Source organism: Streptomyces justiciae, assembly GCF_015163075.1.
GTDB lineage: Bacteria > Actinomycetota > Actinomycetes > Streptomycetales > Streptomycetaceae > Streptomyces > Streptomyces justiciae.
The window spans coordinates 512,926-525,498 of sequence record NZ_JADDXU010000006.1 but is presented as its reverse complement, the minus strand read 5'-3'; the positions used below and the strand labels follow the sequence as shown (position 1 = coordinate 525,498).

The following is a 12,573-nucleotide window of genomic DNA, read 5'->3' as shown; positions in this document are numbered from 1 at the left end:
ATCTTGCGTTTCCGACTCTATCAGATCCTTTCGGCGTCCGATTCCCTGTCGGCGGGATTTGCCGGAGGCTTCTGGCTTTCGCCTGTCGGCCTTTCGACATTCACTACGTTAGCCCATCCTCTCGCCAACTCATAATCGAGTTCAGAGAGTTCGAATTCGAGCATGCGGGCACGTCGAATTCACCCTCGCTGAGAGGATGTCGTAGGTAGTGGTTTGGCCGCTTCCGGCTGCAGGCGATCGCCGTACCCGGTTCAAGCGGCTCGGGCTACATTACGCACCTCGCAAGGGCGCGTCAACTTGACCGACGCCTCGGCGTATGGGCCCGATAAGGGCTCACCGTCGGGTCGTTGGCGACCCAGTAGCGCCAGGGGTGGACGCCCCCGCCGCCCGAGACTCCGGTGCGTGGGCCGTTGCGTACCTGGTCGGAGGGGACCGGAGTGCCGGTCAGGACCCTCAGGGGGGTGTCGGCGGAGGTGCACGCGTCCGTGCCGTCGAGGGAGCGGTCCACGCCCAGGGCGGTGGCCAGGCGTGCGGGCCCTTTGGCCAGTTCCTTGTCATTTCGGGCCGAGAGTCGACGTTTACGTGCGAGCTCGGCGCCTTCGATCACCTCGCCGGCGCGGAGCAGGACCGCGCTCGCCCTGCCGTCCGGACCGCACACCAGGTTCATGCAGAACCACATGCCGTAGGTGAAGTAGACGTACACGTGACCGGGCGGACCGAACATCACGCCGTTGCGGGCCGTGCGGCCGCGATAGGCGTGGGAGCCGGGGTCGTTCTGGCCGTCGTATGCCTCGACCTCCGTGAGGCGCAGGGCGATCGGACCGTCCGGGGTGGTGCGTACGAGGATGCGGCCGAGGAGGTCGGGGGCGACCTCCAGTACGGGTCGGTCGAAGAACTCGCGTGGGAGGGGCGTACGGTCGGGGGTCGCGATCATGCCGTCCGAGGGTAGTGCAGACGGGTGGCGGCGACGGGGTGGTCACGGGGCGTTCGCCTTGCAAGGGTGAGGGCGCGGAACCGGCCGCGGTCGGATCGCGTTTGTAGGGATCGAGGATCTACGCGCGCGTGGGACGCGCGCGAAGCAGGACGACGTATAGGGAGAGTCATGGCGTTCAAGAAGCTGCTCGCGAGCCTGGGTGCCGGCGGGGCTTCGGTCGAGACGGTGCTGACCGAGGTCAACGTCGTGCCGGGTGGTGTCGTCCAGGGTGAGGTGCGGATCCAGGGCGGGTCCGTGAACCAGGAGATCGAGGGGCTGTCGGTCGGGCTCCAGGCCAAGGTCGAGGTCGAGAGCGGCGACGAGGAGTACAAGCAGAACATCGAGTTCACCAAGGTGCGGCTCGGTGGTGCCTTCGAGCTCCAGGCCGGGGCCGTGCACGCGGTGCCGTTCGGGCTCGAGATCCCGTGGGAGACGCCGATCACGATGATCGACGGTCAGGCGCTGCGCGGGATGAGCATCGGTGTGACGACCGAGCTGGCGATCGCGCGTGCCGTGGACTCCGGTGACCTGGACCCGATCAACGTGCACCCGCTGCCGGCGCAGAAGGCGATCCTCGACGCCTTCATCCAGCTGGGCTTCCGCTTCAAGAACGCGGACATGGAGCGCGGTCACATCCGGGGTACGCGGCAGAAGCTGCCGTTCTACCAGGAGATCGAGTTCTTCCCGCCGCAGCAGTACCGGGGTCTGAACCAGGTCGAGCTGAGCTTCGTGGCCGATCAGAGCGCCATGGACGTCGTCCTGGAGATGGACAAGAAGCCGGGGCTGTTCAGCGAGGGCAGTGACACCTTCCGGTCCTTCCAGGTGGGGCTCAACGACTACCAGGGCACCGACTGGGCGGCTTACCTCAACCAGTGGCTGTCCGAGGTCGGCAGCAAGCGCAACTGGTTCTAGGCTCGGGATTGCTGATTTCCGGCAATCGATCAGGAGGTACCGAGGTGTCCGAGCTCAAGCGGCGGCCTCTCCCCCATGACTTCCACCCGCCCGTCCCGTCGTTCACGGTGACGAGCGAGGACATCGAGGAAGGGGCGACGCTCAAGGACGCTCAGGTCTACGCGGCCGGCAACACCTCGCCGCAGCTGCGGTGGGAGGGCTTTCCGCCCGAGACCAAGAGCTTCGCCGTGACCTGCTACGACCCCGACGCCCCCACGGGCAGTGGGTTCTGGCACTGGGTCGTGTTCGACATCCCCGCCTCGGTGACCGAGCTGCCGGTGGGTGCGGGCAGCGGCAAGTTCGAGGGGCTGCCCGAAGGTGCCGTGCACGCGCGCAACGACTACGGCAGCAAGGACTTCGGTGGTGCCGCGCCGCCGCCCGGGGACGGTCCGCACCGGTACGTCTTCACGGTGTACGCGGTGGACCAGGAGAAGCTCGGTCCGGATGCCGATGCCTCTCCCGCCGTCGTCGGCTTCAATCTGCGGTTCCACACGCTCGGGCGTGCCCAGTTGATCGGTGAGTTCGAGAACCCCGAACAGAGCTGAGCGATCCGAGCGTTCATGGAACGTTTGCCCGCCCCTGGTCTTGGAAGTGATCAGGGGCGGGCACTTTTATTTCGTTGTCCATCTCGGCGTGCCCGGCCAGAGTTGATCCCAGCCCGCCAAGGAGGTGGGCGGGTGAGCGCAGGAGGTGGGCTGGTCATGCGGGACACGCTGGTACTGAACGCGAGCTTCGAGCCGCTGTCGACGGTGACGTTGAACCGAGCCGTCGTTCTGGTGCTTCAGGACAAGGCCGTTGTCGAGCAGTCTCACCCCGAACTGCGGATGCGCGGAGCCGCGGTGGACATACCGGCGCCCCGGGTGATCCGCCTGTGCAGGTACGTGAGGGTGCCGTTCCGAAGACAAGCTCCGTGGTCGAGGCGGGGTGTGCTGATCAGGGACCGGCACCGGTGCGCGTACTGCGGGCGCAGGGCGACGACCGTGGACCACGTGGTGCCGAGGGCGCAGGGTGGCCAGGACTCGTGGTTGAACACGGTGGCCTCGTGCGCGGAGGACAACCACCGTAAGGCGGACCGGACTCCGGAGCAGGCCGGGATGCCGTTGCTGAGGCAGCCGTTCGAGCCGACGCCGGCCGATGCGATGTTGCTGTCGCTGGGGGCCGACGACTTCCAGGCGCTGCCGGACTGGTTGGCGGTGGAGGCCGCGTAACGCCGTTGCCCACCAAAGACTTTGGGGCTCGCCTTCCTCAAGAAGGCGAGCCCCGTCGTCGTTTCCCGGTCTCAGTCGATCGGCGGCTTTTCCCTGCGTTCCGCGCCACCGTTGCCCGTTGAGCCGCCGCCTCCCGAACCGCCGCCCAGGGGGCCGAAGTTGCCCATGGCGCCGGACAGGCCCTTGAGGGCGTCGCCGATCTCGCTGGGGACGATCCAGAGCTTGTTGGCGTCGCCTTCGGCGATCTTCGGGAGCATCTGGAGGTACTGGTACGAGAGCAGCTTCTGGTCGGGGTCGCCGGCGTGGATCGCCTCGAAGACCGTACGGACGGCCTGGGCCTCGCCTTCTGCGCGCAGGGCCGCGGCCTTGGCTTCACCCTCGGCGCGCAGGATCTGGGACTGCTTCTCACCCTCGGCGGTGAGGATGGCGGCCTGGCGCGTACCTTCCGCCGTGAGGATCGCGGCGCGCTTGTCGCGGTCGGCGCGCATCTGCTTCTCCATCGAGTCCTGGATGGAGGTGGGCGGCTCAATCGCCTTGAGTTCCACGCGGTTTACGCGGATGCCCCACTTGCCCGTCGCCTCGTCGAGGACGCCCCGCAGGGCCGCGTTGATCTCCTCGCGGGAGGTCAGGGTCCGCTCCAGGTCCATGCCGCCGATGATGTTGCGGAGCGTGGTGACCGTCAGCTGCTCAATTGCCTGGATGTAGCTGGCGACTTCGTAGGTGGCGGCCCGCGCGTCCGTCACCTGGTAGTAGATGACCGTGTCGATGTTCACGACCAGGTTGTCCTGGGTGATCACCGGCTGGGGCGGGAACGGGACGACCTGTTCACGCAGGTCGATGCGGTTGCGGATGGTGTCGATGAACGGGACGACGATGTTGAGGCCCGCATTGAGTGTCCGCGTGTAACGGCCGAAGCGCTCGACGATGGCGGCGCTGGCCTGTGGGATGACTTGGATGGTCTTGATCAGGGCGATGAAGACCAACACCACCAGGATGATCAAGACGATGATGACCGGTTCCATCGTCGCTTCCCCGTACCCTTCTCCGCCTCGGCGCTTTCGGAAGATCTTATGGTTGTTGAAGATCTTGCTGGTCGAGTCTGACAGACCGTCGAGCAACTCGGGGGCTGTTCGGTTCAGTTGAGTCGTACGAGGTCAGATGACGATCGCGGTCGCTCCCTCGATCTCCACGACGTCCACTTCTTGTCCTACTTCGTAGGCGCGGCCGGCGTCGAGAGCGCGGGCCGACCAGACCTCTCCGGCCAGCTTGATCCGGCCGCCGGAGCCGTCCACGCGTTCCAGTACGACCGCCTGTTTGCCCTTCAACGCCTCCACGCCGGAGACGAGTTGGGGTCGTTGCGCGCTGTGCCGGGCGGCGATGGGCCGTACGACGCCGATGAGGGCGACCGAGACGACGACGAAAGCGAGCACCTGCACGACGACGCCGAAGCCCAGACCTGCGAGGATCGCGCCGGCGACGGCGCCCACCGCGAGCATGCCGAACTCCGGCATCGCCGTCACCACGAGGGGGATTCCGAGCGCGGCCGCGCCGATGAGCCACCACACCCATGCGTCGATGTCGTTCACATGGTCATGGTAGGACCGCGGGTCGTGCCGCGGACAGGGCGCGAGGGCGTCAGGCCATCGGCAGGCCCTGTGCCGTCCAGCGCTCGCCGACCTGCTCGACGACGAGCGGGAGGCCGAAGCACAACGACAGGTTGCGGGAGGTGAGTTCGAGCTCCAGCGGGCCCGCGGCGAGGACCTTGCCCTGACGGATCATCAGGACGTGAGTGAAGCCGGGGGCGATCTCCTCGACGTGGTGGGTGACCATCAGCATCGAGGGGGCGATCGGGTCGCGGGCGAGGCGGCCGAGTCGGCGTACGAGGTCCTCGCGGCCGCCGAGGTCGAGGCCGGCGGCGGGCTCGTCGAGGAGGAGGAGCTCGGGGTCGGTCATCAGGGCGCGGGCGATGAGGGTGCGCTTGCGCTCGCCCTCGGAGAGCGTGCCGAACTTGCGCTCCAGGTAGTCGCTCATGCCGAGGCGGTCGAGGAAGGCGCGGGCGCGCTGCTCGTCGATCTCGTCGTACTCCTCCTGCCAGCCGGCCGTCATGCCGTACGCGGCGGTGAGCACGGTCTGGAGGACGGTCTGGCGCTTGGGGAGCTTGTCGGCCATGGCGATGCCGGCCACGCCGATGCGGGGGCGCAGTTCGAAGACGTCGGTGCCGGGCTTGCCGAGGGTCTCGCCGAGGATGGTCGCGGTGCCCTTGCTGGGGTAGAGGTAGCTGGACGCGACGTTCAGGAGGGTGGTCTTGCCGGCGCCGTTGGGGCCGAGGATGACCCAGCGCTCGCCCTCCTTGACCGACCAGGAGACCTGGTCCACCAGAGCCCGGCCCTCACGGACCACGGATACGTCCTGAAGCTCCAGAACATCGCTCATGAGCGCGTTGTCTCCCCTTGCAGTGTGACCGGTCTCGGCGTCTCGGCTGTGGCGTGCGCGCGGTGGGCGCAGTCCTCAAGGAAATCTACGCCACCGGTCGGGCGGTCCATTCCATCGGTCCGGTCCTTAGGGTGGGGGCATGCTCTCGGAACCTCGCTCTGGACGCCTTGCCGCTTGGGGAAACGCCCTTTTGGCCGGACTTGTGTCACCTGACGACGCCGTGCTCGCCGCTGTCGGGGACGACGCGGTGCACCGGGTGGAGGGGCTGCCCGGTGAGTCGGGGCCGGTCGGGCTGACGCTGGCGTTGGGGCGGTTGCGGGCGCTCGGGGTGACCGGGTTGCGGGTGGCGCTGCCGGCGTCGGGGCATCCGCTGGGGCTGAGTGGACCGCCGGAGTTCAACGCGCGGGCGTTGGAGGCCGAGGAGGCGGTGATCTGTCACGGGGCCGCGCTCGGGTTGGTGCCGGAGGTGTACGAGGCCGGGCCTGACGGCGATGTGCATGTCGAGGTCGTGTGGCATGTGCTGCCGGTGCGGGAGGCTTCGCCCGCCGATGTGCCGTCGCTGGGTGAGGCGGAGCGGGAGCTGGCGGAGGCCCTTCGGGAGGCGACCGAGGTGTTGACGCGGCTGGATGTGGCCGGGTCGGGGCCGGTGGCGGAGGCGGCGATCGATGCGTACCGGGCGCGGGCCGAGCGGGGGCGGGAGGTGTTGGCGCCGGGGTATCCGCCGCGGGCGGTGCGGGTGCTGGAGCTTGCGCAGCGGGTGGGGTTGTTGATCTCCGTGGCGTATGAGAACGGGCACGGGGGTGCGGTGACGGCCGGCGAGATGGCGGCACGTTCCGCTGCGCTGCGGCCGGTGGAGCGGGTGGCTCGGCGGGCGCAGGTCGCGGCGTACAACGCGTATGTGGAGGAGCTGGAGCGGGGGGTGCGCTGAGCGGGGCTGTGGCTGAAGTGGGCGGGGTTTCACTCGCCCGCGTTGGCGGGGTGCCGCTGCGCCCACCCGTGCCGCCCCAGCGGCACGACTGCCCGCAGCTACGGCGAGTGGACCCACCTAAGGGGCGCGGGGAACTGCGCGACCAGCCCCCACTCACCCGCAGCCGAAGAACCGTACGTCACACAGACCAAGGGCCTCTCAAGTCGCCCTTGACTTGAGAGGCCCGACCGGCTCAGACCCGACGTCAGTCGTTCGCGCCGGTGTTGCCGAAGGCGGGGTTCAGGCCGGCGATGCCGTTGACCGTGTTGCCGACGACGTTGACGGGGACGTGGACCGGGACCTGGACGAGGTTGCCCGAGCCGACGCCCGGCGACTTCACGGCCGCGCCGTCGGCACCCGCGTCGGCGACAGCGGCACCGGCGGCGGCACCCGTGGCGATACCGGCGACGGTGAGGGCCACGGCGGCCTTCTTGGCGATGTTCATGAGAAGCGTTCCTCCTGCGTTTGCGTGTCCGACCCGGCCGCGGGTCGTGCCTGGTCAACGCGGAGGCCTGCGCGAACGGTACGGGAATCCGACTTCAACTGCCCGTTCGGATCATTGGCACGAAAAACTGACCGGCCTCCCGGGAGTGCCCGGGAGGCCGGAGGTCACTGCCGCTCCTGAGGCGGAGGTCAGTGGTTGACGCCGAGGTTGCCGAACGCGGGGTTGAGGATGCCCACGACGTTCACGCTGTTGCCGACCGCGTTGACCGGGATGTGGATCGGGGCCTGGACGAGGTTGCCCGAGGCGACGCCCGGCGAACCCACGGCCTTGCCGTCGGCGTGCGCGTCGGTGGCGGAGGCCATGCCGGCACCGGCGGCGATCAGTCCGCCGGCCACCATCGTCACGGCCGCTGCCTTCTTCAGGTTCTTCACTTCTGAGCCCTCCCTGGTGATCGCCGCGGCAGTCGCCGCAGCACGCACTGGAGAACGGTGGAGATCCACGAAGGGTGCGCCGTCCGGGTGACATTCCCACGACGGTATGAATCTCACTCCGGAGCGGAACCCTCCGTATTGCCGTCCGGCAGGTGGATCAACCGGTCACTCCGTGACGTACCGCCCACAGCGCGGCCTGAGTGCGGTCCGCCAGGTCGAGTTTCATCAGGATGTTCGAGACGTGGGTCTTGACCGTCTTCTCGGAGAGGACGAGGGCGCGGGCGATCTCGCGGTTGGAGCGGCCGTCAGCGATCAGGCCGAGCACCTCGCGCTCCCGTTCGGTCAGCGAACCCGCCCTCCCCTGTCCGGAGTTGGCCTCCTCCTGGGAGAGCAGGGCGCCCGCGACCTCGGGCTGGAGCAGGATGTGCCCGGCGTGGACGGAGCGGATGGCACCGGCGAGGGCGTCGGGGTCGACGTCCTTGTAGACATATCCGGCGGCTCCCGCGCGCAGGGCCGGGATCACTGTGCGCTGCTCGGTGAAGCTGGTGACGATGAGCACGCGCGCGGGGTTGTTCAGCTCCCGGAGCCGGCGCAGCGCCTCGACGCCGTCCATCCCCGGCATCTTGACGTCCATGAGGACGACGTCGGGCTTCAGCTCCTCGGCGCGGGCGACGCCCTCGGCGCCGTCGGACGCCTCGCCGACGACCTCTATGTCGTCCTGTACTTCGAGGAAGGTGCGCAGCCCGCGGCGGACCACCTGGTGGTCGTCGACGAGCAGCACCTTGATTGCGTCAGCCACCAGGGACCTCCATCTCGATCGTGGTGCCCTTGCCGGGCGCCGATTCCACGGTCAGCGCGCCGCCGACCCCGCTCGCCCGGTCCCGCATGGAGACGAGGCCGAGGTGGCGTCCCGCGCGGCGGGTCGTCTTCGGGTCGAAGCCGCTGCCGTCGTCGGTGACGCTCAGGACGGCTCCGGTGCCGCGGCGGGCCAGGGTCACGTCGACGTGCTCCGCCCCGGAGTGCCGCAGGGCGTTGTGCAGGGCCTCCTGGGCGACGCGCAGGAGGGCCTCCTCCTGGGCGGCGGGCAGGGCGCGTACTCCGCAGCTGTCGAAGGTCACGCGCGCGGTGTGGGCGCGGTCGAGGACCTGGATCTGGGTGCGGAGGGTGGCGACAAGACCGTCCTCGTCGAGGGCGGCGGGGCGCAGCTCGACGACGGCGGCGCGCAGTTCGTCGGCGGCCTCGGCGGCGAGGACGGCGACCTGTTGCAGCTCGCCCTTGGCGCGGGAGGGGTCGCGGTCGACGAGGGCGGCGGCGGCCTGGGCGGTCAGGCGCAGGGAGAACAGCTTCTGGGCGACCGCGTCGTGCAGTTCGTGGGCCAGCCGGGAGCGTTCCTCGGCGATGGTCAGTTCGCGGCTGCGCTCGTACAGGCGGGCGTTGGTGAGGGCGATCGCGGCGTGCTGGGCGAGGATCGAGAGGAGTTCCTCGTCCTCCGCGGTGAAGCCGCAGGTGCCGTCCGGCTTCGGACAGTTCTTGTTCGCCAGGAAGAGCGCGCCGATGACGTCGTCGCCGTCCCTGATCGGCAGGCCCAGGAAGTCCGACATGTCGGGGTGGGCCGAGGGCCAGCCCTCGAAGCGGGGGTCCTTGCGCACGTCCGCGAGGCGCTCCACCTTGGCTTCCTGGAGCATCGCGGCGAGGATGCCGTGCTGCCTGGGGAGCGGGCCGATGGCCTTCCACTGCTGGTCGCTGACGCCGTCGACGACGAACTGGGCGAAGCCTCCGTGGTCGTCGGGGACGCCGAGGGCGGCGTACTGCGCGTCGAGCAGCTCTCGGGCCGAGGCGACGATCGTCTTGAGGACGTCGCGCACCTCTAGATGCCTGCTCATGGCCAGCAACGCGGAGCTCACCGCGGCCAGACCGGACCTGGGGCCTTGACTCATGCCCTCACGGTACCGGCGGGGTGTGACAGTCCGTATCCGACCTGTGGCGGCGGCCGCCTAGGGCGGTGGGCTTAGGGCCAAGGGCCCGGACGGGGGCTTAGGGCGAAGGACCCCACCTGTTCGCGACCCTCGTCCGACGCGCGCGGGACCGTCCCGTTCCTACGTTGAGGCCACACCAAGTGACCTCGACGTCGGGGCCACGACAAGTGACCTCACCCTTCCTGCGGCGAGGGCACATCGAAGTGACGACGAGGGGACGTGTCATGCCGGTAGCGATCATCACGGGGGCGTCGCGGGGGCTGGGGCGGGCGCTCGCCGAGGCGCTCGCCGCGCGGGGCTGGGATCTGGTGCTCGACGCCAGGAACGCCGAGGTGCTGCGGAAGACGGCGGCGGATGTCGGGGCGTACGGCACGCGCGTGACGGCGCTGCCGGGCGACGTCGCGGACGCCGGGCACCGGGCCGCGCTGGTGGCGGCCGCGCGGGAGCTCGGCGGTCTCGATCTGCTGGTGAACAACGCCGGGGTGCTGGGCGCCGAGCCCTTGGTGCCGCTCGGCGAGCACTCCCTGGACGGCTTCCGCACGGCCCTGGAGATCAACGTGGTCGCGCCGCTGGGGCTGCTCCAGGAGGCGCTGCCCGAGCTGCGCGCGGCTCCCTCGGGGGCGGTCGTCAACGTGAGCTCGGACGCGGGCGCGGAGGCATACCGGACCTGGGGGGCGTACGGCGCCACGAAGGCGGCGCTGGACCAGCTGTCGGCGGTGCTGGCGGTCGAGGAGCCGGCGCTGCGGGTCTGGTGGGTCGACCCGGGCGGCATGCGCACCGACATGCTGGCCGCCGCCGAGCCCGACGAGGATCTGTCGGGAACGCCGACACCCGCGGACATCGCCCCTGCCTTCGTACGGCTCCTCGACCGGCGTCCGGCGAGCGGCCGGTACACGGCCGCCGCGCTGCTGGAGGCACGGTGACCCTGGCGCTGCGCGTCCCGGAGGAGCTGTCGGCCCGTGTCCCCGCCGAGCAGCGCGGCCCGGGCCTGGACCGGGACGCCGTACGGCTGCTGGTGTCGCGCGGTACGGAGGTGTCGCATCACGCGTTCCCGGAGCTGCCGTGTCTGCTGCGGGCCGGGGACCTGCTGGTCGTGAACACCTCGCCGACGCTGGCGGCGGCCGTGGACGGACGGATCGGCCACGCGCGCGTGGTGGTGCACTTCTCCACGCGCGGGGACGACGGACGCTGGGCGGTCGAGCTGCGGGAGCCCGACGGGCGGGGCACCACACGCGCGCGTGCGGGCGGGCCCGCGGGTACGGAGGTGCGGTTGCCCGGGGGTGTGCGGCTGACGCTGGAGGAGCCGCTGAGCGGGCGGAGCGAGCGGCTGTGGTGGGCGCGTACGCACTCCAGGGCGGGTGTGACCGGGGCGGAAAAGCCCGGGGCGGGAGAGCCCGGAGCAGATGTGGACGGGGCAAGAGTGCCTGGAGCAGGCGTGCCCGGGCTGCTGCGGGAGTACGGGCGGCCGATTCGTTACTCCTATACGGAGCGCGACCAGCCGCTGTCCGTGTATCAGACGGTGTTCGCGCTGCCGCAGCCCGGCGGGGTCGGCAGTGCGGAGATGCCGAGCGCGGCGCGGCCCTTCACGGCGCGGTTGGTGGCGGAGCTGGTGAGCCGGGGTGTGCAGTTCGCGCCGATCACGCTGCACACGGGCGTGGCGTCGGCGGAGGCGCACGAGCCGCCGTATCCGGAGCGGTTCGCGGTGCCGGAGGCGTCGGCGCGGCTGATCAACGCGGTGAAGGCGGGGGACGGCCGGGTCGTCGCCGTGGGGACGACCGCCGTGCGGGCGGTGGAGTCGGCGGCCGGCGCCGACGGGGTCGTACGCGCGCGTGAAGGGTGGACCGACCTCGTGGTGACCCCGGAGCGCGGTGTGCGGGTCGTGGACGGGCTGCTGACCGGGCTGCACGAGCCGGAGGCCTCGCATCTGCTGATGCTGCGGGCGGTGGCCGGAAGCGCGGCCGTCGACCGCGGTTACGAGGAGGCGCTGCGCGGGCTCTACCTGTGGCACGAGTTCGGGGACGTGCATCTCCTCCTTCCGGCGGAGGCCGGGGCGGGGGCTCCTCACACAGAGCATTGCTTCAGCAACTGCCGGTGAGACTGTTACGCGTCCGATGTGAGCCCGCGCATAGGGCGCACATCACGTACGAAGGGCAATAGGAGATAAACAGGTCCCGGGTGAGCGGGACAGACGTTCCTGTCTGTCCCGTTTTGCCCTTCCCTGATCCACTACCCGGGATCGTACGTCACACCTTTGCCACACATTTTTGCGGCCGCTAAGAATGGCTGCCGTCGCTCAGCGCCGCGGGTTCCGCCCGCGGCGTTTGTGCCGCAAGGACGCAGAGCGACTCCGCGCTATTCGAAGAGGTCCACCCCATGTCGCAGAAGTTCACCCGTGGTCATAGTCGCGCGCTGACGAAGCGCCACAAGGTCGCCATCGCCGGTGTCGCCACGCTCGGCGCCGCCGCCCTCGCGTTCTCCGCGGTGCCCAGCAACGCGGACACGACCACGAGCGAGGCCGCTTCCTCGGCCAAGGTCGCCTACAGCTCCGAGCAGCTGAAGGACCTCCGTTCCGGCGTCAGCGAGCAGCTCGCCGCGACGAGCCTCCAGGCGCAGGCCGCCGAGGCCGCCGCCGCGAAGAAGGCCGCCGTGGAGGCCGCGGCGAAGAAGAAGGCGGCCGCCGAGGCCGCTGCCAAGAAGAAGGCCGCTCAGAAGGCCGCTCAGGAGCGCAAGGCGAAGGAGGCCGCGAGCCGGTCCGCCAAGCGTGCCGCGGTCAAGGCCGCCCCCAAGTCCTACGCCAACAACCTCGACGGCTGGATCAAGCACGCCCTCGACATCATGGACGACAAGGGCATCCCCGGTACGTACAACGGTCTGTACCGCAACATCATGCGGGAGTCCTCGGGCAACCCGAGCGCCATCAACAACTGGGACATCAACGCGATCAACGGCACCCCGTCGATCGGTCTGCTCCAGATCATCAAGCCGACCTTCGACGCGTACCACGTCGCGGGCACGTCCTGGAGCCAGTACGACCCGGTCGCCAACATCGTCGCCTCCGCGAACTACGCGGCCGACAAGTACGGCTCGATCGACAACGTGAACAGCGCGTACTGAGGCCGCGCGGACCTCTCGTACACCGCTGTATCGCTGCATCGTTCGAGCACGCCGAAGGGCGGCACCCATCTGACG

The 12,573-nt window shown here is 69.6% G+C and carries 15 protein-coding genes; 7 read left to right on the top strand and 8 right to left on the bottom strand.

Annotation, left to right across the window (positions count from 1 at the left end; genetic code table 11):
- Positions 1 to 292 precede the first annotated feature (292 nt).
- On the bottom strand, positions 293 to 934 hold the full coding sequence (locus IQ210_RS20290) for a DNA-3-methyladenine glycosylase (RefSeq protein WP_194080453.1): 642 nt from the start codon (positions 932 to 934) through the stop codon (positions 293 to 295).
- A 168-nt stretch (positions 935 to 1,102) separates the two neighbouring features.
- On the opposite strand from IQ210_RS20290, the gene IQ210_RS20285 reads away from it, so the two are divergent.
- From IQ210_RS20285 to IQ210_RS20275, 3 genes are all read left to right on the top strand, one after another.
- Positions 1,103 to 1,885 (top strand): sporulation protein, encoded by a 783-nt coding sequence (locus tag IQ210_RS20285; protein WP_194080452.1) that lies wholly within the window; start codon positions 1,103 to 1,105, stop codon positions 1,883 to 1,885.
- 44 nt (positions 1,886 to 1,929) lie between these two features.
- On the top strand, positions 1,930 to 2,469 hold the full coding sequence (locus IQ210_RS20280; protein WP_194080451.1) for a YbhB/YbcL family Raf kinase inhibitor-like protein: 540 nt from the start codon (positions 1,930 to 1,932) through the stop codon (positions 2,467 to 2,469).
- 156 nt (positions 2,470 to 2,625) lie between these two features.
- A complete protein-coding gene (locus IQ210_RS20275; RefSeq protein WP_194080472.1) occupies positions 2,626 to 3,132 on the top strand; it encodes an HNH endonuclease in 507 nt (168 codons plus the stop codon).
- A gap of 71 nt (positions 3,133 to 3,203) precedes the next feature.
- On the opposite strand, the gene IQ210_RS20270 is transcribed toward IQ210_RS20275, so the two are convergent.
- From IQ210_RS20270 to IQ210_RS20260, 3 genes are all read right to left on the bottom strand, one after another.
- Entirely contained in the window at positions 3,204 to 4,154 is a 951-nt protein-coding gene (locus IQ210_RS20270) for an SPFH domain-containing protein (protein ID WP_194080450.1), read from the bottom strand.
- Positions 4,155 to 4,286: 132 nt separating this feature from the next.
- Entirely contained in the window at positions 4,287 to 4,718 is a 432-nt protein-coding gene (locus tag IQ210_RS20265; protein WP_194080449.1) for an NfeD family protein, read from the bottom strand.
- Between the two features lie 49 nt (positions 4,719 to 4,767).
- Positions 4,768 to 5,565, bottom strand: a complete 798-nt coding sequence (locus IQ210_RS20260; protein ID WP_059197192.1) for an ABC transporter ATP-binding protein — start codon at positions 5,563 to 5,565, stop codon at positions 4,768 to 4,770.
- 139 nt (positions 5,566 to 5,704) lie between these two features.
- Between IQ210_RS20260 and IQ210_RS20255 the strand changes: the two genes are divergently transcribed.
- Positions 5,705 to 6,493 (top strand): hypothetical protein, encoded by a 789-nt coding sequence (locus IQ210_RS20255; protein ID WP_228047998.1) that lies wholly within the window; start codon positions 5,705 to 5,707, stop codon positions 6,491 to 6,493.
- A 244-nt stretch (positions 6,494 to 6,737) separates the two neighbouring features.
- Here IQ210_RS20255 and IQ210_RS20250 read toward each other — a convergent pair whose 3' ends face one another.
- From IQ210_RS20250 to IQ210_RS20235, 4 genes are all read right to left on the bottom strand, one after another.
- Positions 6,738 to 6,977, bottom strand: coding sequence for a chaplin family protein (locus tag IQ210_RS20250; RefSeq protein ID WP_079312516.1), 240 nt, complete (start codon positions 6,975 to 6,977; stop codon positions 6,738 to 6,740).
- A 188-nt stretch (positions 6,978 to 7,165) separates the two neighbouring features.
- On the bottom strand, positions 7,166 to 7,408 hold the full coding sequence (chpE, locus tag IQ210_RS20245; RefSeq protein ID WP_059197195.1) for a chaplin ChpE: 243 nt from the start codon (positions 7,406 to 7,408) through the stop codon (positions 7,166 to 7,168).
- A gap of 157 nt (positions 7,409 to 7,565) precedes the next feature.
- Positions 7,566 to 8,207, bottom strand: a complete 642-nt coding sequence (locus IQ210_RS20240) for a response regulator (protein ID WP_059197196.1) — start codon at positions 8,205 to 8,207, stop codon at positions 7,566 to 7,568.
- Entirely contained in the window at positions 8,200 to 9,345 is a 1,146-nt protein-coding gene (locus IQ210_RS20235) for a GAF domain-containing sensor histidine kinase (protein WP_194080447.1), read from the bottom strand. The genes IQ210_RS20240 and IQ210_RS20235 overlap by 8 nt, the downstream gene beginning before the upstream one ends.
- A 263-nt stretch (positions 9,346 to 9,608) precedes the next feature.
- Between IQ210_RS20235 and IQ210_RS20230 the strand changes: the two genes are divergently transcribed.
- The 3 genes from IQ210_RS20230 to IQ210_RS20220 all read left to right on the top strand — a co-directional run bounded on the left by IQ210_RS20230 (position 9,609) and on the right by IQ210_RS20220 (position 12,498).
- Positions 9,609 to 10,307, top strand: a complete 699-nt coding sequence (locus IQ210_RS20230; RefSeq protein WP_194080446.1) for an SDR family NAD(P)-dependent oxidoreductase — start codon at positions 9,609 to 9,611, stop codon at positions 10,305 to 10,307.
- Complete coding sequence (locus IQ210_RS20225; RefSeq protein WP_194080445.1) at positions 10,304 to 11,479, top strand: S-adenosylmethionine:tRNA ribosyltransferase-isomerase; 1,176 nt, start codon at positions 10,304 to 10,306, stop codon at positions 11,477 to 11,479. The genes IQ210_RS20230 and IQ210_RS20225 overlap by 4 nt, the downstream gene beginning before the upstream one ends.
- A gap of 278 nt (positions 11,480 to 11,757) precedes the next feature.
- Complete coding sequence (locus IQ210_RS20220) at positions 11,758 to 12,498, top strand: transglycosylase SLT domain-containing protein (RefSeq protein ID WP_194080444.1); 741 nt, start codon at positions 11,758 to 11,760, stop codon at positions 12,496 to 12,498.
- Positions 12,499 to 12,573: the final 75 nt, after the last annotated feature.